The following is a 22,988-nucleotide window of genomic DNA, read 5'->3' on the forward strand; positions in this document are numbered from 1 at the left end:
GCGTACGGAGGCCCGACTCAACGCGTCTAGTGACCCTCGCCGGTGGTCGAGTCATAGTCGCCGGTCAGCCCGTGCGGCGTCTTCTCCCAGGTGAACGGGTCGAAGATCAGCTGGTACGCCGCGCGCCAGGCCGCGACCGAGTGCATCAGCCAGTAGATCGGGTTGAACACCGCGTAGAGCGCGATCCGCCAGCCGTAGCGCCGCCACGCGGCGATGCCGGCGAAGACGATCATCGCGCCGTTGCCGAAGACCATCATCAGGATGCCGGCGCTGAGGATCCATTGCGGGAAGTCGAGCCCGGTGCGGATGCCGATGTAGGTGACGACGGTGAACAGCAGCGCGAGCGGGTAGGCGAGGAAGGCCAGCGGGGTGCCGAGCACCAGTCCGCCCATGCTGACCGCGCCGCCGACCCCGTTCAACCGCCACCAGCGGACCGGGTGCCGGGTGTTGACCGCCGCCGTGATCATGTAGCCCTTGATCCACCGGGTGCGCTGCCGGATCCAGGCGAACGACTCCGAGGTCGCCTCCTCCTCGGTGGCCGAGTCGATGATGCCGATCTTGTAGCCCTGGCTGGCGATCCGCAGCCCCAGGTCGGCGTCCTCGGTGACGTTGTAGGGGTCCCAGGCGCCCAGGTTGCGCAGCACCTCGGTCTCGAAGTGGTTGCTGGTGCCGCCCAGCGGCAGTGGCAGCCCGGCCTGGTCCATGCCCGGCAGCATCATGTCGAACCAGTGCGAGTACTCGATCGAGAACAGTCGGGTGAGCAGGTTGTAGTCGTAGTTGAAGTACGCCAGCGCGCCCTGCACGCAGACCAGCTTCGGCTCGTAGGGGTCGACGTGCTCGCGTAGCAGGCGGTTGAGCCGGAAGGCCGCCACCGCCTTGCGGAGCTGGTCGGGGTTGGGCCGGTCCTCCGCGTCGAAGATGACGACATACTCTCCGAGCGCGAACTCCAGACCGTAGTTGCAGGCCCGCGGCTTGGTCTGCGGATGCCCCTCCGGCACCACGACGATGCGGACGTACTCCGGTGGCCTGGAGGACTTGGCCGCCTCGATCGTCTTCTGGTCCTTCTCCTCCAGCAGGATCATCACGTCGAGCTTCGACTTGGGATAGTCCATCCGCTCCATGTTGTCGATGACCTTCTGCACCACCTCGACCTCGTCGTAGACGGGCACCAGCACGGTGTACATCGGCAGGTCCTCGTCGCGCATCCGCCCGGGCCACTCGGGCTCGTAGCCCCGGGTCGCCCGCTCCTGTCCGATGGCGGTGTCGAGCCGCGCCACCTGGCGGCGCCGCAGCGGCGAGCGCAGCCCGTAGAGCACCTTGAACGCGACATTGTTGACGAAGAGCAGGTTCGCGACGCAGTACGCCGCCAGGATCGCCCAGTGCGGCGCGAAGACCAGGCCGACCACCAGGGTCACCAGCAGCACGATCGGCACGACCTTCTGCCAGGTCACCACGCTGCCGCGCGCAGAGGCGTCCGGCATGTTGTCGGCCATGTAGTCGGTGATCCGGTACAGCAGCTGGGCGCGGCCGATGTCCTGACAGGTCCGGAAGATGTCGAAGTCGGTCGTCGTCCGGGCGAGCACGTGCTGGTGCCCGGTCGTCTCCCGCACCTCGGCCAGCAGCCGTTCGTTGGGGGCCACCGAGGTGGCGAAGACCAGCGCTTCCTCGCCGTCGTGGGTCAGCATCCGCCACGGCAGCCAGTGGTGGTGGGCGAACCAGCGCACGCCGTCGTGGTGGCGGTGCACCATCGTCACCGCGGTCGCGTCGGGCGGCTCCGCCAGCATGTCGAGGTACGGCGCCTGCCACTCCTCGGCGAGGTGGCGATAGATGGTGCGGCGCGGCACCCAGGCGTCGATCATGAGGTGGCGACTCAGCGCGCCGCCGAGTCGCCGCTGCGCCGACAGCGCCTCGTCGAGCTGCTGCCGGGTGATGATGCCGTCGCGCACCAGCACGAGCGCGACGTCGAGCTCCGCCTGGTGCTCGAGGTCCAGGGGAGCGCCAGGTCTGGTCAGGTCGGCGGTCACGTCACCACGCCCTCTCGTAGACCGCGTGATCGCCGTCGACGAAGACGCGGGTGTAGGCGGTGAACAGCTCCGGGTGCTCGATCATGTCGGCGTAGACCGCATCCATCCCGTCGAGGTTCATGCCCCCGGTGCTGGAGGTGTTCACGAACAGCCAGCGCGCGTGGCTCGCGGGGGAGGCCAGTGCGGTGGCGAAGAGGTCGCCGGTGGAACGGTTCCAGTACTCGCTGATCCGCACCCCGACGAGCGGGATGATGCCGTTGCTGGCGCCCGACTCGTCCATCAGGATGCCTCCGCCGCGGTAGTGCTGGCGAAGGTACTCGGCGGCTGCGTCGGGCCGGGTCGCGTTGTTGTAGGCACCTTCGCCGATGAGGGAGTTGTGGGCCACCGGGTCCTCCAGCCACCACCCTGCCTGCGCGGCGAGGGCGAAGACCGCGACGTACGGGATGATGATCGCAGGCAGGAAGCGGCGGGTCCAGCGCCGCAGCAGCTCGACCGCGAAGCCGGTCCCCAGGGCGCAGAACAGGATCGGTTGGATGCCGTACCTGACGTTGAACAGGCCCTTGGGCAGGGAATGCGAGTTGTTCATGACCGACATCCCCAGGTAGAGCGCGGCCACCTCGAAGACGTAGGTGGCGAAGAGCACGCCCAGGACCAGGGTGGCGGTGTCCAGGCCTCGGGTGGCGACCACCAGCAGGAACCCGAGGGTGCCGATGACGATGGCGACCACGCCGAGCGTCTGCACCATCGACCAGTTGTAGACGAACAGGCTGACGCCGAGGTTGCCCTTGGTGGTGAGCGTGCCGTAGGTGCTGATCGACTTCTGCTGGGCGTAGGCGGAGTACTGCCCGAACATGAACTCCAGCGGGTCGCGGTAGATCGCGTAGTTGTAGGCCAGCCACCACCCGATCGCGATGATCGGAGGCAGCACGGCCGGCAGCAACCGGCGCAGCACGATGAAGCGCAGCAGCCGATAGGTGCTGGGGTACTGGCTCCGGCTGCGTCGCCACTCCACGATCACGATGAAGAGCGACATGCTCATCACCAGCACCCAGCCCTCGTAGCGGGAGAGCACCGCACCGGCCCCGGGTACGCCGGCGTACACGGCGAGCTCGCCGCCGCTGAGGGGCCGCCGTGCCGTGGCCCAGTGAGTCATTCCGGCCACGCAGCCCGACATGGTCAAGAAGAGCACCGGCTCGGTCAGTGCGGTGGTGTGCGCGTAGAGGAACGAGACGTTGGTCCACAGCACCAGCAGCGTCAGCAGACGCCCCGTACGCCGCAGGCCGAGGCGCGCCGCGGTGCGGTACATCGCAGCGCTGGTCCCGGCCAGGCAGAAGATGCCCAGCAGGGCCGCGGACCATCCCGTCCGCCACATCGTCAGGTCGGCGACGAACGGCACCAGCATCAGGTGCGGCACCGGCAGCCACACGGTGCCGAGCTGTTGGAAGCCGGGCGCCTTGTTGTCGAAGATGCGTCGCGCGATCGTCAGGTGCGAGAGGGCGTCGGAATACCACATCGCCGCGCCGTGCTGCACGGTGTAGATCGAGACGCCGGTCATCAGCAGCGCTGAGACCACGATGACGAATCCCGTCCCGGGCACCCGCCGCCCCAGCACGGGGGTGTCCAGGCTCGCCCAGATCTTCAGCGCCCGGCCGAGCATCCCTCGAGGGGTCTCGGCCGGGGCGCTGATCAGCCCGCGGTCAGTCGTCGCTGCCGTCACCGGGCTTGTCCTGCTCGGGTGCACGGTGCGGGTGCCGCGGGTCGCTGACGTGGCCGGGGTCGGTGGTGTGGCCCGGCACAGCCCGGTCCGCCTCGGCCTGTGCCTCGGCGGCCGCCTGCACCTCGGCCTGCGCGTCCGCCTCCTGCTGGGCATCGACCAGCAGCCGGGCGCGCTTGCGCAGCCGGCGTCCGGAGATCCACTGCGCGAGCAACAGCAGCAGGAGGAGACCGACGAAGGCGATGATCCACCACACATAGGTGGCCAGGTGGTGGACCTTGGCGGCCTGCGGGACGACCGAGTTGCTGTCCAGCGAGACGTTCTCACCGTCGGTGCTCTGCCGCACGATCAGGTCTCCGGAGAGGCCGTACCAGTTGCCCTTGGCGGTGACCAGGTCGTCGACCAGGGCCGACTGAAGCTGGCGACCGGAGGCCTGATCGGCCTCGCTGGGGCTCCACGAGGAGAGCATCAGCAGGTCGCGGCCGTTCTGGTGGAAGGCCTGGAACGCCGCGAACGGATCGGTCACGCCGACGCCGAAGTGGACGTCCTGCTGGTCGATCGAGCGGAACTCGTCCATCCGCAGCGGTGCCTGCAGGTCATCGACCTGCTTGCTGGTCGCGCCGACGAGCAGGCCCGAGGCCGAGGTGTCGATCAGCTGGGAGGCGCTGACCAGGTTGATGCTGAGCTGGTCGGAGTTGAGCTGCTGCAGCGCCTGCAGTACGCCGCCGGCGTTGGTCAGGTCGTCCGGTGTGGCCTGCGCGCCGAAGGCGGTGGTGAGGACGTTGCCGAGCGTCTGCGGGAATCGGGCGAACCCCGGGTCGGTGCTCTGCCCGCGCTCCGCGCTGACGGTGGAGGCCTTGCCGTCGAACGTCACCTTGATCGGCAGGTAGTCCAGCGGTCCGCCACAGCCGAAGGCCGAGCCTCCGGTGCCGCCGCTGGGAACGGCGTTGAGCTGGACCTGGAGGTTGTTGGAGAAGGCCAGCTGAGTGGCCGGCACGGTGAATGTCTTGTCGATCGCGGTGCTGTCGTTGGTCAGCACCTGCGAACCGATCAGCTGTCCGTTCCAGCTGTAGCTGAGCACCGCCTGCAGCGAGCTGGGCAGCTCGGCATACCGGCCGACCAGGTGCACCTTCATCTCCCGCACCGAGGCGCCGAAGTCGGACTGCTTGACGGTGACGGCGAAGTCGGACTCGCCGAGCCCCTGCAGCGCAGGAGCGGGCTGGCCGAGGTCGGAGAGGGTCTCGGACGTCCGCCCGCTCGGGACGCCGCTCTGAGCGAGCTGGGTGGCGGTGGCGGTGTCGCCCAGGACCAGGCTGTCGGATCCCAGCGCCGCCCCTGCGTCGGCCAGCCGGTCCGGATCGCCGGTCAGCGTCAGGGTCGGTACGCCGCCGGTCTCCTCGATGCTGGTCCGCACCTGGCCGCTGCCGCTCACCAGCTTCACGATCCGGCCCTCGGCGGGCGTCACGGCGGCCGCGCGGCTGGCGTCGTCCGGCGTGGTCACGGTGACGTCGGCACTGTTGTAGCGGTGCACCATCGCCGCCTCGGTCGAGAGCCCCGCGGCCTGGAGGGCGGCCGAGTCCGCCGAGGGCACCACGATGGAGACGGCCGTGATGCCGGCTCCGAAGAACGAGGCCAGCGTGGTGGGCGCCTGCGCCGTACCGCTGGCGTTGACCTTCACGTCGGTCAGCTGCACGTTGCCGTTGTTGGACTGCACGCAGGAGAGCTTCGGATCGGTCAGCGACCCGGCGAGGTAGCGGATCTGGATGGCGATGGCACCGTCGCTGACATCACGCTCGCTCACCGGGATGGTGACCGGCGCAGATGTCACCGAGGCGTCCTTCTTCACCGTCGCCACCACCTCGTGGTGGGCGAGGATCTGCACGCTGCCGCTCGCGTCGTTGTCGAAGACCAGCGTGCCGGTGACCTGGTGCGGCGTGAGGCCCTCGGGGATCGGGATGGTGATCGACTGAGCCTGGGTGTCGGTGCTCGTCGAGTAGGTGGTGCCGGGAGTGAGCACCACCGCGGTTGGAGGCGGTGCCGCGGCGGCGAGGCCGGGCGTGAGGAGGACACCGAGGGTGGCGGCCAGGGAGAGGCTCAGTGCGAGCGCGATTCCGGGGCGGGGGGCCAGGGTGCGACGCATTCAGGAAGCTCCACTCAGGTAGCGGGCGGGCGGATGGGAGTGGTCGGTGGGGCCTGCTGAGCTGCACGTGGCCGAGCATCGCTGTCGGCGGCACCGCGGATGCTGGCGTGACGGCCGGTGCTGTGCCTCTTCGGCCTCGAGTCGCTCATCGTGGCTCGACTCTAGTGCGACGCGACGTCGCGGGGAGCCGGGTCGGGAGAGGTCCGCGGCCAGACGTAGCGGTCGTAGACCAGGAAGTTGATCGTCAGGCTCACCACCGTGGCGCCGAGCTTGGCGGCCAGCGCGTCGAGGTAGTCGTGGTCGTAGACCTGGTGCGCGACGTGGTTGAGCGCCACGATCACCACTGGCTGGATCACCCACATGTTGATCGCCGTCGGCACGAAGAAGGTCAGCGCGGCGCGCCAGGTCAGGCTGGTGGCGCCGAAGGCGAACAGCGCATTCGCGACGAAGCTGAACACCATCGCCACACCGGTCGAGACGATCGTGGCGGGGACCAGGCCCAGGTGCGGCTCCAGCACGGCGAACAGCGCGAGGTCGAGCAGGGTGTTGAGGACGCCGATCCCGACGAAGCGGCCGATCCGGCGTACGAGGACGGCGGTGGCGCCCTCCGACGCGGTCGGGTAGCCCGAGGATGGCAGCCGCGGTGGCAGCGGCGGCAGCGTCATCGCGCCTGCCGCCGCTCCTGGGGCCGGCTGCGGACGCCGATGTTCGCCGCTTCGCCGCCGGCGTGGAACAGCGAGACGAAGTAGAGCGGGCGCTGCTTGGACTCCAGGAACGTGCGCCCGACGTACTCGCCGACCACGCCGAGGGAGAGCAGCTGGACGCCGCCGAGAAAGAGGATCACCGCCATCAGCGACGGATAGCCGCTGAGGTGGGAGACGCCGAAGACGGTGCGCACCAAGATGATCAGCAGGTAGATGAAGGCGAGCATCGAGACGACGATCCCGCAGTACGTCGAGATCCGCAGCGGAGCCGTGGTGAAGGAGGTGATGCCCTCGATCGCGAGGTCCAGCAGGTTGCTGACCCGCCACTTGGTGGTGCCGGCCGTCCGCGGGTCACGGTCGAAGAGGATCTCCTTCTTGCGGAACCCCACCAGGCTGAACATGCCCTTGGTGTAGCGCTCGGACTCGCGGAAGCGACGCATCGCCTCCAGCGCCCGGCGGGAGAGCAGCCGGAAGTCGCCGGTGTCGCGCTGGATCGGCACCCGGGTGGTGCGCTGGAGCATCCGGTAGAAGATCCGGGACGTGCTCTTCTTGAACCAGGTCTCTCCGCGTCGAGCGGCGCGCCGGGCGTAGACGTCGTCGTACCCCTCGTGCCAGGCCTCGAGCATCTGGCCGATCAGCTCGGGCGGGTCCTGGAGGTCCGCATCGATGATCACCATCGCGTCCGCGTCGACATGGTCGATGCCGGCCGCCATCGCGATCTCCTTGCCGAAGTTGCGCGACAGGCTCAGGTAGGCGGCCCGAGGCTCGTTGTCGGCGAAGCTCGCGATCTCCTCGAGGGTGTTGTCGCTGCTGCCGTCGTCGACGAAGAAGAACGTGAAGTCGTACTCGGTCAGCGAATCGGCCAATGAGGTCAACCGCGGCATCAGGACCGGCAACGACTCTTCCTCGTTGTAGGCAGGGATCATGATGCACACGGTCGGACGCGCGCCGAGCTCGGTCATGCTAGGTGTCCTCCTCGAGATGCCCGCGTGATGACAACGGGTGTGTCGGGTCGAGGTCATGCCGCGGGGCTTCACCGGATCCGCGTGCCGCGAGCGCCACCGAGTAGAGGGGGCGGTCGAGCACCTCGACGTAGGTGCGGCCGACGTAGCTGCCGATCACCCCCAGCACGATCAGCTGGACGCCGCCGAGGAAGAACATCGCCACAGCGAGGAAGGCCCACCCGGGGACGGAGTCGTCCGGGTCCAGCAGCCGTACGCCGAGGACGTAGAAGATGCCCACCAGCGAGAGGCCCGAGATCAGCAGGCCGAGATGGGAGATGAGTCGCAGCGGCTGGGTCGAGAAGCCCATGATGCCGTCCGCGGCGAGTCGCAGCATCTTGCTGAGGGGGTACTTGGACTCGCCGGCAAGTCGCTCGTCGCGGTCGAAGAGCAGCGCCTCCTGGCGGAAGCCGACCTGGGCGACGATGCCACGCATGAAGCGGTTGTGCTCGCGATACTTCGCGACCTCGTTGACCACCCGGCGGTCCATCAGCCGGAAGTCGCCGACGTTGCGAGGGATCGGGGTATCGGCGATGCGGTCGAGCACCCAGTAGAAGGCCGTCGCCGTACCGCGCTTGAAGGGAGTGTCCTGTCGTGAGCGGCGCTGCGCATAGACGACGTCGGCGCCGGCCTCCCAGCGTTGGAGGAGTTCCATGCTCACCGCGGGTGGGTCCTGCAGGTCGGTATCCATCACGATCACCGCGTCGGCCTCGGCCGCGTGGGCGGCGTCGATGCCGGCGGTGACGGCGAGCTGATGGCCGAAGTTGCGGGCCAGGCTGAGCACCGTGACCCGCTCGTCCTTCTCCCGGAGTGCGAGCAGCCGATCCAGCGAGCCGTCCTGCGAGCCGTCGTCGACGTAGACGAACTCGTAGGCGAGGTCGGGTCGGGTCCCGGTGGCAGCCACCAGCGCGTCGTGGAACACGGCGATGATGTCCGCCTCGTTGAAGACAGGCAGCACGTAGGCGACGCGACGGGGGCGATCGGTCATGGTGTCGGTGACTCTATCGGCGAGGCGCAACCGGACGGTGAGCGACAGGCCTGCTCGACCGTGTCGGTACCGGCCGTGGGTCAGTGCCGGTAGGTGCCGTGCAGGATGGCGCGGCCCGCGGTCTTGAACGCGAGGTTGAAGCTGACGACCGCAGGGGTGGCGTCGCTGTCGACCCCGAGCGTCTCCTCGGTCACCGCGTGCACCACGAAGAAGTAGCGGTGCACCTGGTCCCCGGCGGGCGGGGCCGCACCGACGAAGGCCTTCTCGCCCATGTCGTTGCGGCACATGAACGCATCGCCGGGCAGGTCGGCATCGGCGGCACCGATGCCGGTCGGCAGGCTGGTCACGTCGGCCGGAACGTCGACCAGGACCCAGTGCCAGAAGCCGCTCGGCGTAGGCGCGTCGGGGTCGAAGCAGGTCACGGTGTAGCTCTTGGTGCCCTCGGGCGCGTCGCTCCACGTCAACTGCGGCGAGGTGTTGCCGAACTCGGCCACCTGGTCGTCCTTGAGCGGCTCACCGGCGGCGACGTCGCTGCTGGTGAGGTTGAAGCTCGGGGCTGCCGGCAGCAACGGGTAGGGGTCCGGGGTCACCGGGCGGTCGAGCGACATGCGTCCTCCTGCTGGTCTGGATGCTGATCTGTGCGTGTGTGCGCCGGTCTGGATCGGGACGGCTCCTACCGGCTCGCCGTGTCGATCACGAACGTAGTCCGTTCTACGGGCCCGCGTCAGGCCGGGTACGTCGCGGCACGCGAGAATGTACCCGTGGATGAGAACACCCCGGCGCCGGCTCCCTCATATCCGGCCCATCCGGCAGGTTCGGCTGACGCCGACCTGCTCACGCCGTACCCGGTCGGGCTGCTGCTACGCGGACGGCGCGTCGTCGTCGTGGGCGGCGGACACGTCGCCCAGCGGCGGGTCCCGACGCTGATCGCCGCTGGCGCCGAGGTTGTGGTCGTCTCCCCGGAGGTGACGCCGGCGATCGAGGGGCTCGGCGAGGAGATCACCTGGCTCCGGCGACCGTTCGAGGAGCCCGATCTCGACGGCGCCTGGTACGCCATCGCGGCCACGGACTCGGCCGTGGTGAACGAGGCCGTCACCCGGGCGGCCGAGGAGCGCCGGATCTTCTGCGTCCGCTCGGACGATGCCAGCCACGGCACCGCGTGGACACCGGCCGTAGGCCGGCACGACGGCGTCACCGTCGCGGTGCTGAGCAACCGAGAACCGCGCCGGTCGGCGGCGCTGCGCGACGCGGTGGTCGAAGGGATGCGCGAGGGGCGTATCGCCGCCCGTACCTCTGCCACCCACACGCCGGGCGTCACGCTGGTGGGCGGCGGCCCCGGTGACCCGGAGCTGATCACGGTCGCGGGTCGCAAGGCGCTGATGGAGGCCGATGTCGTCGTTGCCGACCGGCTCGCCCCGCGCGAGCTGCTCGCCGAGCTGCCGGCCGACGTGGAGCTCATCGACGTGGCCAAGCTCCCGCGTGGCCGCTCGGCGGCCCAGGAGGAGATCAACCGGGTGATCGTCGAGCAGGCGCTCGCCGGCAAGCGGGTGGCCCGGTTCAAGGGCGGCGACAACTTCGTCTTCGGCCGCGGCTACGAGGAGATCATCGCCTGCCGCGAGGCGGGGGTTCCGGTGACGGTGATCCCCGGGCTCACCTCGCCGGTCTCGGTCCCGGGGCTGGCCGGCGTGCCGGTGACCCACCGTGGTGTCACCCACGAGTTCACCGTCATCTCCGGGCACCTGCCGCCGGGGCATCCCGAGTCGCTGACCAACTGGACCGCCGTCGCGCAGTTGCGCGGGACACTCGTGCTGATGATGGCGGTGGAGAACGCCCCCGCCATCGCCAGTGCGCTGCTCGTCGCCGGGCGGGACCCCGGCGTGCCGGTGGCAGTGATCTGCGACGGCTCGATGCCGACGGAGCGCACCGTGCTGGCCACGCTCGGGACGCTCGCCGATGTGCTGGACCGGGAGGCGGTGCGCCCGCCGGCGATCATCGTGGTCGGCGAGGTCGTCCGGGTGGCGCATCCCGACGCGTTCTAACGCTGCTGACTGTGCGGGCTGGGTAGGGCGGGGGCGTCGGGTTCGGCCCCGGGGCCCCTCGGGACAAGCCTCGCTCCGCACCTCGCTCGTCCCTCACGACGCGCTCCGGCTGCGGCAGCGTCCCTTCGCAGCCCCGTGTCCGGACCCGACGCCCCGACCCGACGGTCCGCACGGCACTCGTCAGCGGCGAGCTGTGACGTAGCAGGCCACAGCCGTGGCGGCGGCGACGTTGAGCGAGTCGACGCCCGCATGCATCGGGATGATGGCGCGCCGCGCTGCGGTGTGCTCCCACCGCTCGGTCAGGCCGTGGCCCTCCGAGCCGAGCACCAGCGCCACCTTGTCGACCCCGGCCACCGCATCCTCGATCGCGACCGAGTCCTCGGCCAAGGTCAGGGCGACGGTGGTGAAACCGGCTCGCTCGAGCATCGGCAGGGCGTCGTACCAGTGGTCCAGTCGCGTCCACGGCACCGAGAAGACGGTGCCCATGGCGACCTTGATCGAGCGCCGGTAGAGCGGGTCGGCGCACCGCGGCGCAAGCAGGACGGCGTCGAAGCCGAGCGCTGCGCCGCAACGGAAGATCGCCCCCACGTTGGTGTGGTCGACGATGTCCTCGAGCACGAGCACCGAGCGTGCACCGGCCAGCACCGAATCCACCGACGGCAGCGGGCGTCGCTGCATCGAGGCGAGCGCGCCCCGGTGGACGTGGAAGCCGGTGACCTCTTCGGCCAGCTTCTCCGAGACCACGTAGCAGGGCGCCTCGGAGGAGTCGAGCACCTCGGCCAGTCCGTCGAGCCACCGCGGCGCCATCAGGAAGGAGCGCGCGTCGAAGCCGGCAGCAGCCGCCCGGCGTACGACCTTCTCGCCCTCGGCCAGGAAGAGGCCCTGGTCGGCCTCGATCGACTTGCGCAGCTCGACATCGCGCAGGTCGCGGTAGTCGGCTAGCCGGGGGTCGTCGGCGGAGGTGATGTCGATCAGCTGTGCCATGCGGCCGAGCCGATCAGGCGGGCCAGCCGGGCGGGAAGTCCTTGGCTGCCTTGTCGTGCTGCTTCTGCAGCCTCTTGCGCGCCTTGGTCGCGATCCGGTCGCCGAAGACGGTGCCGGCGGTGTGGTCGGTCTCGTGCTGCAGGCAGCGCGCGAGCAGACCGTCACCCTCGAAGTGCACCGGCTCGCCGTCGAGCCCGACGCCGTCCACGGCCGCGAAGTCGGGCCGAGCGCAGTCGACGAAGGCGCCGGGGAAGGACAGGCAGCCCTCCTGGTCCTCGTCGAGGACGCGGTCGCGGCCCTCGGGCAGCGTCAGGACGGGGTTGCACACGACGCCCACGGTGCGCTCGCCGGAGGCATCGGGGCAGTCGAAGACGAAGATCGCCAGGTCCTCGCCGACCTGGCAGCCGGCCAGGCCGACGCCGTCGGCGGCATACATCGTGGCGACCATGTCGGCGGCGACGGCACGCAGGGCGTCGTCGAAGACCGTGACCTGCTGCTGGGCTCGGTGCATGACCGGCGTGCCCCAGCGGGTCATCGGGCGGACAGTCCCACCGTCGGGGAGCGGACCGTGCGGAGCGTTCACCCGCTCGTCAGCGGCTGCGGTGGAGTCGTTCACGGGGGAAGCCTAACCGTCGCACCGGTGTGAGCCGACCCACGGGTGAGGTCATGGACCAAGGTGTAACTGCGAGTTACAGTGCCACCATGTCCCTCCTCCAGATCCTCAAGGGCGGCGGTCGTCACGGTGTGCCGTCCACCGAGAACCGTGACCCGATCGGCTTCGCCGTCGCCGGCCTGAACCGGCTGGCGCAGAGCGACCTCCTCGACAAGTGGGGTGTTCGTCGCCAGACCGAGAAAGGCGTCTTCACCGTTACCCGCAGCGGCTTCAAGATGGCCACCAACGCGGGGCGGAGCTTCAAGCGGGCCGGCAACCGCAGCAAGGCGGGCGTGCGGGTGCCGAGCGCCACGCCGAAGGGCATCTTCGACCTGACGCCGAGCGAGGACGAGCAGATGCTCGTGGACGTCGTGAGTGAGTACGCCGCCGAGGTGCTGCGTCCGGCCGCCCACGACGCGGACGAGGCCTGCACGGCTCCCGAGGAGGTGCTCAAGGCCAGCCTCGAGATCGGTCTGCCCATCCTCGGTGTGCCGGAGGCGCTCGGCGGGATCTCAGAGACCCGGTCCGCTACGGCCGGCACGCTGGTCGCCGAGGCGCTGGCGAAGGGCGACCTGGGCCTGGCGGTCTCGGTGCTCGCTCCTGGTGCCGTCGCGACCGCGCTCGGCCTGTGGGGCACCGACGAGCAGCAGCAGACCTACCTGCCGCCCTTCGTCGACGGCACGGCCACCGGGCCCGGTGGTGAGCGCAGCGTCCCGGCGGCCAGCCTGGCGCTGAACGAGCCGACAGTGCTCTTCGACGTACTCGCCCCGGCGACGACCGCCACCCGCGCCGGTGACGGCTTCGTGCTCAACGGCGTCAAGTCGCTGGTCGCTCGCGGCAGCGAGGCCGAGCTGTTCGTGGTCGGCGCGTCCCTGGATGGCAGCCCGACGCTCTTCCTGGTCGAGTCCTCCGCGGCGGGTCTCTCGCTCGAGGGTGACCCGGGCATGGGCGTGCGCGCGGCCGGGATGACTCGCCTCGTGCTCGCCGACGTGAGGGTCTCGGCGGATGCGGTGCTCGGCGCCACCGATGGCACCACCTACACCGAGTGCGTCCGACTTGCCAGGCTCGGCTGGTGCGCGCTGGCCCTGGGCACCGCGCAGGCGGTGCTCGACTACGTCACGCCGTACGTCAAGGAGCGACAGGCGTTCGGCGAGCCGATCGCGCACCGCCAGGCGGTCGCGTTCGCGGTCGCCAACATGGCGATCGAGCTGCAGGCGATGCGGCTGGTGACCTACAAGGCCGCGTCGCGGGTCGCGCAGGGCATCGACGCCTCTCGTGAGATCGGGCTGGCCCGCAAGCTCTGCGCCGACAAGGCGATGCAGATCGGCCTGGACGGTGTGCAGCTGCTGGGTGGCCACGGCTTCACCAAGGAACACCCCGTCGAGCGGTGGTACCGCGACCTGCGCGCCATCGGGATCATGGAAGGGACGGTGCTCGTCTGATGGCGATCAACCTCGAGGACCCGAAGAAGTTCCGACCGCTGCGTGACCAGGTGCACCAGGTCGCGATGAACATGCTGCGGCCGATCAGCCGCAAGTACGACAAGGCCGAGCACGCCTATCCCAAGGAGCTCGACATGCTGGCGGCGATGGCCGACGGCCTGGCTGAGTCCGGTGCCGGCGAGGGCGCGGGTGCCGCCGGCGTACGTCGCGAGGAGTCGGCCGACGACGGCAACGTCAAGAACGGCTCGAACCTGGCGTCGGTGATGACCATCGCGGAGATGTGCTGGGGTGATGTCGGGCTGCTGCTCTCGATGCCGCGACAGGGCCTGGGCAACTCCGCCATCGCCTCGGTGGCCAACGAGGAGCAGGCCGAGCGGTTCAAGGGCGTGTGGGCGTCGATGGCGATCACGGAGCCGTCCTTCGGCTCGGACTCCGCCCAGGTCGGGACGACAGCGGTCAAGGACGGCGACCACTACGTCCTCAACGGCGAGAAGATCTTCGTCACCTCCGGTGAGCGCTCGGACGCCGTGGTGGTGTGGGCGACGTTGGACAAGTCGCTGGGGCGGGCCGCGATCAAGTCGTTCGTGGTCCCGAAGGGCACGCCGGGCATGAAGGTCGAGCGGCTCGAGCACAAGCTCGGCATCAAGGCCTCGGACACCGCCACCATCACCTTCACCGATTGTCGGGTGCCGGCCGAGAACCTGCTGGGCAACCCTGAGGTGAACACCAACGAGGGCTTCGCCGGCGCGATGGCGACCTTCGACAACACTCGTCCGCTGGTCGCGGCGATGGCGGTCGGCTGTGCCCGAGCCTCGTTGGACCTCACCCGGGAGCTGCTGGCCAAGGCCGGCGTCGAGGTCGACTACGACCGGCCGGCGCAGCTTCAGAGCGCGGCGGCGGCGAAGTTCCTGCAGATGGAGGCCGACTGGGAGGGCGCCTACCTGCTCACCCTGCAGGCGGCGTGGATGGCCGACAACCGCAAGCCCAACTCGCTGGAGGCTTCGATGGCCAAGGCGAAGGCCGGCAGGGTCGGCTCGGACATCACGCTCTCGTGCGTCGAGCTGTGCTCGTCGGTGGGATACGTCGAGACCGAGCTGCTGGAGAAGTGGTCGCGCGACTCCAAGATCCTCGACATCTTCGAGGGCACCCAGCAGATCCAGCAGCTGATCGTGGCGCGGCGCGTGCTCGGCCTGAGCAGCGCCGAGCTGAAGTGAGCGCCTCCCGCCGCCGCGCGGCTCACGTACGCCGAGCCCGTCGAGGTGTCTGCTGAGCGTGGCATCCGTACCGTGTGCGCCATGAAGACGCTCGTGGTCTCCGCGACCCAGGCCGAGGCGGCCTACGTCCCATCCCACCTCCCGGTCGTCGTCACCGGAGTCGGGAAGGTGGCAGCCGCCTCGGCTGTCGCGTCTGCGCTGGCACGTGCCGAGGCGGCAGGTACGCCGTACGAGCTGGTGGTCAACATCGGCTCGGCGGGCGCGTTGCACGATCACCTGGAGGGCCTGCACGAGATCGGCTCGGTGCTCAACCACGACCTGTCCGCCGACGTGCTGCGCGGGTTCGGCTACGACCCGAAGGAGTGGCTCGTGGTCGGAGCTGTCGACGGCCTGCGGCTGGCGACCGGCGACGTCTTCGTCAGCGACCCGGCGGTGCGGGTCGCGCTGGCCGCGCGGGCCGACCTGGTCGACATGGAGGGCTATGCCGTCGCGTGGGCCTGCCGTCAGGCGGGCGTGCCGGTGCGGCTGGTCAAGCACATCTCCGACAAGGCCGACGAGGGCGCCATGGACTGGCTCACCCTCGTCGACCTCAGCGCGCGTGCGCTGGGGGAGTGGCTGACGATCAGCCTTCCTCGCCCGTGACCTCGTCGGCGGACTCGTCTCCGAGCCCGTCCGTGATGCCGTCCGTGATGCCGGGCAGGTCCTCGCCGTAGTCACGCTCGACCTCGCCGGCGATGCGCGGCGGGATGTGCGGCGCGGGGCCCCGCGCCTCCACCGGCCGCTCGTCGGTGCGCTCGGTGGTCGGCTCCTCGGCCGGCGGTGGCACGGGCTTCGCCACCGTGTCCGGCCCTGGCGGGGTCTTGGGCGTGGCGCCCGCTGAGGACGGTCGGGCGGCGGGCGGTGCGCTCGGGGCCGGATCGGCGGATGCCGCGGGCTCGGCGGCATCGGTCGGCGCGCCCGGAATCGGGTCTGCGGGCGGGTTCACCAGGCCGCGGACCACTGTCGCACCCTCGCGCACGGTTCGGAACGGGTGGAAGCTCGCTCCGATGACGACGGCAGCGGCGTTCGCGCCGCGTCGGGCGAGCACTCGCGCGTGGGCGGTGGCCTCGGCGATGACAGGCATGGAAGCTCCCTTCGTTCGGTGACCTCCGTCCCGTACCCAGGTGCGTGGCTGCCACGCCCCGGCGGCGGGCTACGAACGCGAGCTGCGCTCGCTGCGACCCCGCACGATCCCGATGAACGTCTGCACCCGCGGGTCCTCGTCGTCGACTCGCCAGGCGAGCCCGACCTTGGTCGGCTCCAGGTCTGCGACCGGTCGCGCCACCGTGTCCTTGCGATGGAGCAGCCGGGCCACCGAAGCGGGCACGATCACGACCCCGCCGCCGGAGGCAGCGACCTCGATCGCTTCCTTCTCGGACATGGGCGGCCAGTTCAGCTGGGCGGCGGTCGGGGTCCAGCCCGAGCGGTGCGGCATCACGAGCTGCTCCTCGGCGAGCTCGGCCAGCGTCACCTCCTCGGCGAGGGAGAGGTAGTGCTCCTTGCCGACCACCACGACCTGCTGCTCCTCGTAGAGCGGGATGCAGTGCAGCCCATCGCGATCGATCGGCAGGCGCACCAGCGCCATCGACGCCTCACCCGACCGGATGGTGTCGAGCTGCTCGGTCTCGGCCACCGGGACGAGCTCGATGCGCTCCTGGGACCGGTCCCGCCACACGCGGGCCCACTTGTCCGGCGTCGCACCGGTGACGAAGGCGATGGTGAAGGTCACCGCACCAGTATCCCGGCTCCCGGGACGTGTGCCGACTAGACCGGCCGGACCAGCCGTAGCCCCGGGCAGGTAGTGACGTTAGTCGGGCAGCTCCGCTCGACCGGCGCGACTGCACGACCCGACCCGGCGGCCTGCTGAGGTCTCCGCAACGGACGGATCGACGAGACCGCGTGGCCCGTTCGGGCCATCTCGACGATCGTTGGGGGAGAATCACCTGACGATCAGGCTCTTCTTGGGGTTCGTGGGGCATAGTCGTTCAAACGGTCCCCGACCCCCGGAGCACGTCATGGCCACTTCCCAGCCGCACGAGCACACGATCGAGATCGGACATCTTGGTGGCGTGGTCGCCCGCGCCCTGCTGATGCTCGCCGAGAGTGTCCTGGTCCCGACGGCCATCCTCTACGGCTGCATGCGCACCGTCGGCACCCCCGCGGGGCTGGTCGGGGTGCTGGCCTGGTGCGGGCTGACGATGCTGGTCCGGCTCGTGGTCGGCGGCCGCGTGCCGTCCACAATGTTGCTGGTCGTCGGCATCCTGGTCGTGCGTACGACGATCGCCCTGGCCTGCTCCAGCGTCTGGCTCTACCTGCTTCAGCCCGTGGCCGCCTCGATCCTGATGAGCCTGGTGTTCGTCGGGTCCGCGCTGATCGGCAGGCCGGTCACCCAGCGGCTGGCGCAGGACTTCGTCCGACTCCCGGAGCGACTCCTCGCCGACCACCGGATGCGGCGGGTCTTCGTCGAGGTGGCGCTGATCTGGGGCCTGTCCCGGGCCCTCGACGCCGCGATCGGCTTCAACTCGCTGCACTGGGGCGCCGGCGCCGGCGTACTGGCTCGCGGGGCACTCTCCAGCGGCCTGACAGCGGTCTCGATCGGCGCCTGCGTCTACTGGGGCTGGCGGCGTGTCCACGCCATCCCGGGCGTCCAATTCCGCTTCGGTACGCCGCTGGCGGCCTGAGCCGACACTCCGGCATCCGGATGTCGCCCTGGATTCGTTTACCGGGCGCCCCACTGCTAACGTTCTTCTCGCAACGCGCGGGTGGCGGAATAGGCAGACGCGCTAGCTTGAGGTGCTAGTCCTCGTATAGAGGGTGGGGGTTCAAGTCCCCCCTCGCGCACGCGTTGTGAAGAGGCCCTGACCAGGGGAAACCCGGTCAGGGCCTCTTCTCGTTCCTGGCCAGATGTGCACCGGGCCGCGGCGTCCTCGTCGAGCACGGGAGGCCCCGTTCGGCTGAAGGCGCCCACCCTTCGGCTCTCGCTGCGACCGCAGGCGCAGAGCCGGGCGCCGACGGCTACAGCGGTCGGCTCACAGCAGCACACGGCCCTGCTGCGGTGCTGCGGTTCGCCTTTCCCGGGGCGGCCGGCTGCGCGGTACGGGCGGGAAGGTGCCGTGCGAGAACGGGCGTGAGCGCCAACGCGGCGAGGCAGCAGATCACCTGGAAGGCGATGAAGGCAGCCGGCACATGCAGAGCGAGCAGCGCGCCGGAGACGGCCGGGCCCGCCAGGGTGCCGACCGTCTGGGCGGTGGTCACCGATGCCACCGTCATCGCGGTGCCGCCCTCGGGTGCCAGCGAGGCCGCGAGCGGCGTCAGCACCGGGGCCATCACCGTCTCGCCCAGTGCCATCACCACCAGCCCGACCAGGAGGCAGGTGCTGGCTCCTCCGATCCCCGCCAGCGGCAAGCCGAGGATCAGCCAGACGGCGACCCAGGTCGTGGCGCACGCCGCGAGAAGTGCCGCGGGGTTGATGCGCCGAACCAGAAGCGTGATGGGTGTGGTGAGGAGGGCCACGGCGGTGGCGTTGATGGCCAGGCTGGTGCCAAGGTCCCGGGTGGACACGTCCAGTGCGGTGAGGGCGTAGGTCGGAAGCCCCGACTCGTACTGTGCGTAGCAGCCGAGCGTGAGTAGCGCGGTGACGGCGAGCAGCAGCGCGACGGGACGCTCCCGCAACAGATCGCGCATCCGCACCGAGGAGGGCTTGGGACGGCTCGTGAGGCCGGTCGCGGATGCGTGCCGGTCACGGGTCGCGACCCAGGTGATCGCCGCGGCTGCTGCCTCCGCCGACACGGCCAGCGCGAAGAGCGGCAGCATCCCGCGGCTGGAGGACAGGTCGGCGAGCTGTCCGCCGAGGAACCCGCCGGCGGCGATGCCGAGGTTGACCGCGGTGAAGCGCCAGGCGAACACCTCGTGGCGACGCTTCGATGTCCAGCCGAGCAGCACCACCGCGCTGGTCGGCTGGGCGATCGCGTCGGCACCACCGCACAGCAGCGCCGCGGCCCAGATCCAGCCGGCGTGGCCGGCGAGGCCAAGGCCGGCGATCGCGGCCGCGGCCGCGATCCGTGCCGCCGCCGAGACGGTTCCGGGGTGGTAGCGATCCGCCAGGCGGGCGCCCATCGGGGCGGCGATCAGAGCACCCAGGGAGAACAGGACGTACACCACCGCTGCCACGCCCGAGCCGAAGTGCCGGGTGTGCGCGATGTCGGCGAACAGGTACGGGACGACGGCGCCGTACCCCACCATGCCGACGAACGTGGCGAGGAGCAGAGCTGCGAGACGCATCCGACCCACCAGCATCGCCGCGACCTACCCTTTGTTCGATTTCGAAATTCGATTTCGAACAAAGGGTAGGCTTGCGGCCGTGACCTCGTCCAATGCCCGCGGTACGGCGCCGACCGCAGACCCTGGTGGAAGCCAGCAGTCAGCGGCCTCGCTGCGCGAATACGAGCGCGCGGTGGCGCTCTACATCTCCGCCGGCGGCGAGGAGACCGTGCAGCGGGTCGTGACAGCGATCAGCCGGATCACGCGCGGCTTCGACGTCCACTACCGTCGCCAGTTCGCCGAGCAGGGACTCACTCACGGCGAGTGGACGGTCCTGGCCGCGCTCGCCCAGGAAGGGCCGGACGCGTCACTGACGCCGGGACGGCTCGCCGAGATCGGTGCGGTCAGCCCCTCGACGATGACCCATCGTCTCGGCCGGATGAGCGAGCGCGGCCTCCTGGTGCGCAGCGAGGACGCCGGCAACCGCACGCGGGTGCAGGTCGCGCTCACCCGGACGGGCTGGGAGCTGTTCCGAGACGGGGTCATCGAGGCCGACGCCATCGAGGCGCGCGCGCTGAGCGTCCTGACGGCGCAGGAGCGCACCCAGTTGGCGGCGATGCTGGAGCGAGTGATGGCCCAGGTGCCCTGAATCCTCACGTGTCGCGGTGGGTGACGAGGCCGCCGCTGACGGTCAGCCTGATCGGCGCCGTCGCCACCTCGTCCGCGGGCGCTCGCACCGGGTCGACGGCGAACACCGTGACGTCGGCGCGGCAGCCGACGGCGATGCGGCCCGACTCCTGGGCGGTGCCGTCGGCCGCAGCGGCATGCGTGGTCATCCCTTCCAGCGCCATCAGGCCGGTGAGAGCCTGCTCGGGTCCGACCGGTGGCAGCGCGGAGTCCGGGGCCCGGCGCAACCGTGCCTGGGCCAGCACCTGGCGAGCGTCGTAGGTGGCGACCGGCCAGTCCGTCCCCAGCACCAGCGTGCCGCCGGCGTCGCGGATCTCCCGGCAGACCCACGCCCGCTCGGCGCGTTCGCTGCCGAGTCGCTTGGACCACTCGTCACTGTGGTCGGGCTTGGTGAAGGTGGCGTGGACCGGTTGCATCGAGGCCACGAGGCCTGCGCCGACGAGCCGATGGACCAGCTGGCGTGGCAGTGTCTCGAGGTGCTCGATGCGGTGCCTCACTCCGTGCGTGTCGACGTTCTCGAGGCTCTCGATGACGTGGCGTACGGCGGCGTCGCCGATCGCGTGCGTGACGGTCTGCACGCCGGCAGCAGCGAAGGTCTCCACCGCCTTGGTATAGGCGGCCGTGTCCCGCCATGACGCGTCGTGGCTCTGACCGTGGCAGTCGGGATGCTCCAGCCACGCTGTTCCGCCTTCGACGGTGCCGTCCATGAAGAACTTGACGGCCTCGACGGCCCACCGCCGTCCGCGGCGACGCTGGAGCTGAAGCAACGGCTCGGTGTCCATGCCCGGCATGCACCACGGCGCGATCCGCAGGCGAAGCGGGAGGTCGCCGGCCTCCTCGAAGGCGGTATAGACCGCGAGGGCATCGTCCTCCGCGTCCATCACGTGACCGCCGGTGACACCGGTCGCGGCCATGTCGTCGAGGACCGTGCGCAGGCGGTCGTGCAGGACGGACACAGGGAGCGTGGGAAGGATCGCATGGACGAGCTCCATGGCCGCGAACTCGAGCAGGTAGCCCGTCGGTCGCCCGTCGCCGTCGCAGACGACCTCTGCGCGCTGCTCGAACTCGCGGCGCCCCTCGACACCGGCCCGGCGAAGGGCCTCGGGACTGACGAGGGCCGAGTGGGCGTCGTAGAGGCGCAGGAAGACGGGCCGTCCCGGAAGGATCTCCTCGAGAACCGTGTTCGTGGGCTCGAGGCCGCCGAAGACGTTGTGGTCCAGGCCCCAGCCGATGATCCAGCCATCCACCTCCGCCGTCGCGGTTCGCAGGGCTCGGCGCAGGTCATCGAGGGTGCGGCAGCCACCGAGGTCGGCACCGCGGAAGGTCGCTGCGCCGAGGAGTGGGTGCATGTGGCCGTCGACGAGGCCGGGCGTGGTGACTGCTCCGTGCAGGTCGATCACCTCGGTCGCGGGGCCGCGGAGGGCGAGCGCGTCGTCATCGAGGCCGATGATCCGGTCGCCACCGATCGCGAGCGCGCCGGCGCGAGGACGGCTCTCGTCGAGCGTACGGATGTTCGTGCCGACGAGAAGGAGATCTGCGGTCCTCATGTGGCGGGCACCGCCTCGGTCCGGGCCCCCGGATCGTTCCCGGGCTCGGAGGTGGCCCCGCACGCGGAGGCGAGGCCGTTGAACACCTCGGGGCGGTTGCGTCGCAGCCAGAAGGCCCAGATGGCGCCGACGAGACAGGTCGCCGGGATCGTCCAGAGCACGACGTCGTTGACCAGGCCGGTGGTGCCGGTCAGGAACGAGATGTTCTTGGCGGCGAGCACCATCGCGAACACCATCAGCGCTGCGGAGAGCGCCGGGGCGACGACCGTGCGCCAGGCTCCCTCGTGCGTGCGGTTGCGGCGGAAGAACACGACCACCGAGGCCGCTGCGGCGACCTGCAGGAGCAGGATGCCGAAGATGCCCGGTGTGTTCACCCAGATCAGGAGCTGGGTGTAGGGGTCGGCGTGTCCGATCGCGAAGCCGGCCACGGTCGCCAGCGCCAGCGCGGTCTGTGCGAGGCCGGCGACGTACGGGGTGCGGGTGCGGGGGTGGATGCGCGCCAGGCCGGCGGGGAGCAGCCCCTCGTTCGCGATGGCCAGGGTGTAGCGGGTGACAGCGTTGTGGAAGGCCACCAGGCTGGCGATGACGCTGGTGACCATCAGCAGGTGCATGACGGTGCTGAACCAGGTGCCGACGTAGCGGTCGGAGGCGGTGAAGAACATGCCGACGGGGTCGGCGCTCGCCGCGCCGACGGCGTGAGCGGAGCCGAAGGCCTGGATGATCGCCCACACGATGAAGGTGTAGGTGAGCGCGAGGATCGCCACGGCGGCGTACGTCGCCCGCGGGATCGTCGTGCGCGGCTCGCGCGTCTCGGAGCGGTAGATCACGGTCGCCTCGAAGCCCATGAACGCTGCGAACGCGGTCGGCAGGATGACCGTCATCGGACGGATGAGCAGGTGGTGCGGAGCAAACGAGGTGAGGCTGATGCCGGCACCCCCTTGGACCAGGATGGCGACCGCGAGGATCAGTAGGAGGCCGGTCTCGGCGGTGAGCAGGACGGCGAGGAACTTGGCCCCGAAGTCGACGCTGCGGAAGCCGACGAACCAGACGATCGCGACGCCGGCCAAGGCGTAGGCCCACCAGGGCAGGTCGATGCCGAAGAGATCGGAGAAGGTGCTCTCGGCCGTCACCCCGAGCAGGCCGTAGACGCCGATCTGGAGGGCGTTGTAGCACACCAGCGCGACCAGGGCGGCGATCACGCCGGCGGTGCGGCCCAGGCCCACGGCGATGTAGGAGTAGAACGCGCCGACGTTGTCGATGTGGCGCGACATCGTGGTGAAGCCGACCGCGAAGATGGCCAGCGCGATGCCCGCGAAGACGTAGGCCGCGGGTGCCCCGATGCCGCCGATCATGATGGCGAGCGGAGCAACGCCGACCATCACCATGAGCGGTGCTGCGGCCGAGACGACGATGAAGACGAGATCGCGGGCGCCCAGGGCGTTGTGCTTGAGCCCGGGAGCGGCGACGACGGCGGGTTCCGAGGAGGAGAGCGACATGAGGCAGTCCTAAAATCGAAAACGATTAGATTTAGATAGTGGTGTAGCGTACGTCTC

20 protein-coding genes and 1 tRNA gene are annotated in these 22,988 nt (G+C 70.1%); 7 read left to right on the forward strand and 14 right to left on the reverse strand.

Going from position 1 to position 22,988, the window contains the following annotated elements:
• Window positions 1-26: 26 nt before the first annotated feature.
• The 7 genes from H036_RS0113355 to H036_RS0113385 form a co-directional block, all read right to left on the reverse strand.
• Window positions 27-2,024, reverse strand: a complete 1,998-nt coding sequence (locus H036_RS0113355; protein ID WP_017935298.1) for a glycosyltransferase — start codon at window positions 2,022-2,024, stop codon at window positions 27-29.
• A gap of 1 nt (window position 2,025) precedes the next feature.
• Window positions 2,026-3,741 carry a hypothetical protein gene (locus tag H036_RS22825; RefSeq protein WP_017935299.1) on the reverse strand — a complete coding sequence of 572 codons (1,716 nt, stop codon included), beginning with the start codon at window positions 3,739-3,741 and terminating at the stop codon, window positions 2,026-2,028.
• On the reverse strand, window positions 3,722-5,878 hold the full coding sequence (locus H036_RS0113365; protein WP_017935300.1) for a hypothetical protein: 2,157 nt from the start codon (window positions 5,876-5,878) through the stop codon (window positions 3,722-3,724). Before H036_RS0113365 ends, H036_RS22825 begins: the two co-directional genes overlap by 20 nt.
• A 161-nt stretch (window positions 5,879-6,039) precedes the next feature.
• Complete coding sequence (locus H036_RS0113370; RefSeq protein WP_017935301.1) at window positions 6,040-6,543, reverse strand: GtrA family protein; 504 nt, start codon at window positions 6,541-6,543, stop codon at window positions 6,040-6,042.
• Window positions 6,540-7,544, reverse strand: coding sequence for a glycosyltransferase family 2 protein (locus H036_RS0113375; RefSeq protein ID WP_017935302.1), 1,005 nt, complete (start codon window positions 7,542-7,544; stop codon window positions 6,540-6,542). Before H036_RS0113375 ends, H036_RS0113370 begins: the two co-directional genes overlap by 4 nt.
• A 1-nt stretch (window position 7,545) precedes the next feature.
• A complete protein-coding gene (locus H036_RS0113380) occupies window positions 7,546-8,571 on the reverse strand; it encodes a glycosyltransferase family 2 protein (protein WP_017935303.1) in 1,026 nt (341 codons plus the stop codon).
• 80 nt (window positions 8,572-8,651) lie between these two features.
• The gene (locus H036_RS0113385; protein WP_017935304.1) at window positions 8,652-9,179 is read right to left on the reverse strand and encodes a YbhB/YbcL family Raf kinase inhibitor-like protein; all 528 of its coding nucleotides are present in this window, start codon (window positions 9,177-9,179) and stop codon (window positions 8,652-8,654) included.
• Window positions 9,180-9,332: 153 nt separating this feature from the next.
• Between H036_RS0113385 and cobA the strand changes: the two genes are divergently transcribed.
• The gene (gene cobA / locus H036_RS0113390) at window positions 9,333-10,610 is read left to right on the forward strand and encodes a uroporphyrinogen-III C-methyltransferase (protein WP_017935305.1); all 1,278 of its coding nucleotides are present in this window, start codon (window positions 9,333-9,335) and stop codon (window positions 10,608-10,610) included.
• 180 nt (window positions 10,611-10,790) lie between these two features.
• Here cobA and H036_RS0113395 read toward each other — a convergent pair whose 3' ends face one another.
• Both H036_RS0113395 and def read right to left on the reverse strand, forming a co-directional pair.
• The gene (locus tag H036_RS0113395; protein ID WP_017935306.1) at window positions 10,791-11,594 is read right to left on the reverse strand and encodes a TrmH family RNA methyltransferase; all 804 of its coding nucleotides are present in this window, start codon (window positions 11,592-11,594) and stop codon (window positions 10,791-10,793) included.
• A gap of 13 nt (window positions 11,595-11,607) precedes the next feature.
• On the reverse strand, window positions 11,608-12,210 hold the full coding sequence (gene def / locus H036_RS0113400; RefSeq protein WP_017935307.1) for a peptide deformylase: 603 nt from the start codon (window positions 12,208-12,210) through the stop codon (window positions 11,608-11,610).
• An 86-nt stretch (window positions 12,211-12,296) separates the two neighbouring features.
• Between def and H036_RS0113405 the strand changes: the two genes are divergently transcribed.
• The 3 genes from H036_RS0113405 (at window position 12,297) to H036_RS0113415 (ending at window position 15,544) form a co-directional block, all read left to right on the forward strand.
• Window positions 12,297-13,688, forward strand: coding sequence for an acyl-CoA dehydrogenase family protein (locus H036_RS0113405; protein WP_017935308.1), 1,392 nt, complete (start codon window positions 12,297-12,299; stop codon window positions 13,686-13,688).
• Window positions 13,688-14,902, forward strand: a complete 1,215-nt coding sequence (locus tag H036_RS0113410; protein ID WP_017935309.1) for an acyl-CoA dehydrogenase family protein — start codon at window positions 13,688-13,690, stop codon at window positions 14,900-14,902. Before H036_RS0113405 ends, H036_RS0113410 begins: the two co-directional genes overlap by 1 nt.
• Window positions 14,903-14,983: 81 nt before the next feature.
• A complete protein-coding gene (locus tag H036_RS0113415) occupies window positions 14,984-15,544 on the forward strand; it encodes a nucleosidase (protein ID WP_017935310.1) in 561 nt (186 codons plus the stop codon).
• Here the strand turns inward: H036_RS0113415 and H036_RS0113420 are convergent.
• Window positions 15,525-16,025 (reverse strand): hypothetical protein, encoded by a 501-nt coding sequence (locus tag H036_RS0113420; protein ID WP_026146039.1) that lies wholly within the window; start codon window positions 16,023-16,025, stop codon window positions 15,525-15,527. The genes H036_RS0113415 and H036_RS0113420 overlap by 20 nt on opposite strands.
• Window positions 16,026-16,094: 69 nt before the next feature.
• Window positions 16,095-16,670 (reverse strand): LysR family substrate-binding domain-containing protein, encoded by a 576-nt coding sequence (locus H036_RS0113425; protein ID WP_017935311.1) that lies wholly within the window; start codon window positions 16,668-16,670, stop codon window positions 16,095-16,097.
• 286 nt (window positions 16,671-16,956) lie between these two features.
• On the opposite strand from H036_RS0113425, the gene H036_RS0113430 reads away from it, so the two are divergent.
• A complete protein-coding gene (locus tag H036_RS0113430) occupies window positions 16,957-17,622 on the forward strand; it encodes a VC0807 family protein (protein WP_017935312.1) in 666 nt (221 codons plus the stop codon).
• Between the two features lie 75 nt (window positions 17,623-17,697).
• Window positions 17,698-17,782 (forward strand) — tRNA-Leu (locus H036_RS0113435).
• Window positions 17,783-17,956: 174 nt separating this feature from the next.
• Here H036_RS0113435 and H036_RS0113440 read toward each other — a convergent pair.
• Window positions 17,957-19,222 carry an MFS transporter gene (locus H036_RS0113440; RefSeq protein WP_157417351.1) on the reverse strand — a complete coding sequence of 422 codons (1,266 nt, stop codon included), beginning with the start codon at window positions 19,220-19,222 and terminating at the stop codon, window positions 17,957-17,959.
• Between the two features lie 79 nt (window positions 19,223-19,301).
• Here H036_RS0113440 and H036_RS0113445 point away from each other — a divergent pair, with 79 nt between their 5' ends.
• Window positions 19,302-19,850: a MarR family winged helix-turn-helix transcriptional regulator gene (locus H036_RS0113445; RefSeq protein WP_198289975.1), complete on the forward strand. Its 549-nt coding sequence runs from the start codon at window positions 19,302-19,304 to the stop codon at window positions 19,848-19,850.
• Window positions 19,851-19,854: 4 nt separating this feature from the next.
• Here the strand turns inward: H036_RS0113445 and H036_RS0113450 are convergent, their stop codons facing one another.
• A complete protein-coding gene (locus tag H036_RS0113450) occupies window positions 19,855-21,435 on the reverse strand; it encodes an amidohydrolase (RefSeq protein WP_017935315.1) in 1,581 nt (526 codons plus the stop codon).
• Window positions 21,432-22,931: an APC family permease gene (locus H036_RS0113455; protein ID WP_017935316.1), complete on the reverse strand. Its 1,500-nt coding sequence runs from the start codon at window positions 22,929-22,931 to the stop codon at window positions 21,432-21,434. The genes H036_RS0113450 and H036_RS0113455 overlap by 4 nt, the downstream gene beginning before the upstream one ends.
• Window positions 22,932-22,988 lie beyond the last annotated feature (57 nt).

This window comes from Nocardioides sp. Iso805N (assembly GCF_000364605.1).
In the GTDB taxonomy this organism is placed as follows: domain Bacteria; phylum Actinomycetota; class Actinomycetes; order Propionibacteriales; family Nocardioidaceae; genus Nocardioides.

Bases quoted from the DNA above. Each gene is read 5' to 3' on its own strand.
- H036_RS0113415 (WP_017935310.1), top strand. From the start codon at position 14,984: ATGAAGACGCTCGTGGTCTCCGCGACCCAGGCCGAGGCGGCCTACGTC.
- H036_RS0113440 (WP_157417351.1), bottom strand. From the start codon at position 19,222: ATGCGTCTCGCAGCTCTGCTCCTCGCCACGTTCGTCGGCATGGTGGGG.
- H036_RS0113450 (WP_017935315.1), bottom strand. From the start codon at position 21,435: ATGAGGACCGCAGATCTCCTTCTCGTCGGCACGAACATCCGTACGCTC.
- H036_RS0113395 (WP_017935306.1), bottom strand. From the start codon at position 11,594: ATGGCACAGCTGATCGACATCACCTCCGCCGACGACCCCCGGCTAGCC.
- H036_RS0113455 (WP_017935316.1), bottom strand. From the start codon at position 22,931: ATGTCGCTCTCCTCCTCGGAACCCGCCGTCGTCGCCGCTCCCGGGCTC.
- H036_RS0113405 (WP_017935308.1), top strand. From the start codon at position 12,297: ATGTCCCTCCTCCAGATCCTCAAGGGCGGCGGTCGTCACGGTGTGCCG.
- H036_RS0113385 (WP_017935304.1), bottom strand. From the start codon at position 9,179: ATGTCGCTCGACCGCCCGGTGACCCCGGACCCCTACCCGTTGCTGCCG.
- H036_RS0113420 (WP_026146039.1), bottom strand. From the start codon at position 16,025: ATGCCTGTCATCGCCGAGGCCACCGCCCACGCGCGAGTGCTCGCCCGA.
- H036_RS0113380 (WP_017935303.1), bottom strand. From the start codon at position 8,571: ATGACCGATCGCCCCCGTCGCGTCGCCTACGTGCTGCCTGTCTTCAAC.
- H036_RS0113365 (WP_017935300.1), bottom strand. From the start codon at position 5,878: ATGCGTCGCACCCTGGCCCCCCGCCCCGGAATCGCGCTCGCACTGAGC.
- H036_RS0113430 (WP_017935312.1), top strand. From the start codon at position 16,957: ATGGCCACTTCCCAGCCGCACGAGCACACGATCGAGATCGGACATCTT.
- H036_RS0113375 (WP_017935302.1), bottom strand. From the start codon at position 7,544: ATGACCGAGCTCGGCGCGCGTCCGACCGTGTGCATCATGATCCCTGCC.
- H036_RS0113410 (WP_017935309.1), top strand. From the start codon at position 13,688: ATGGCGATCAACCTCGAGGACCCGAAGAAGTTCCGACCGCTGCGTGAC.
- H036_RS0113370 (WP_017935301.1), bottom strand. From the start codon at position 6,543: ATGACGCTGCCGCCGCTGCCACCGCGGCTGCCATCCTCGGGCTACCCG.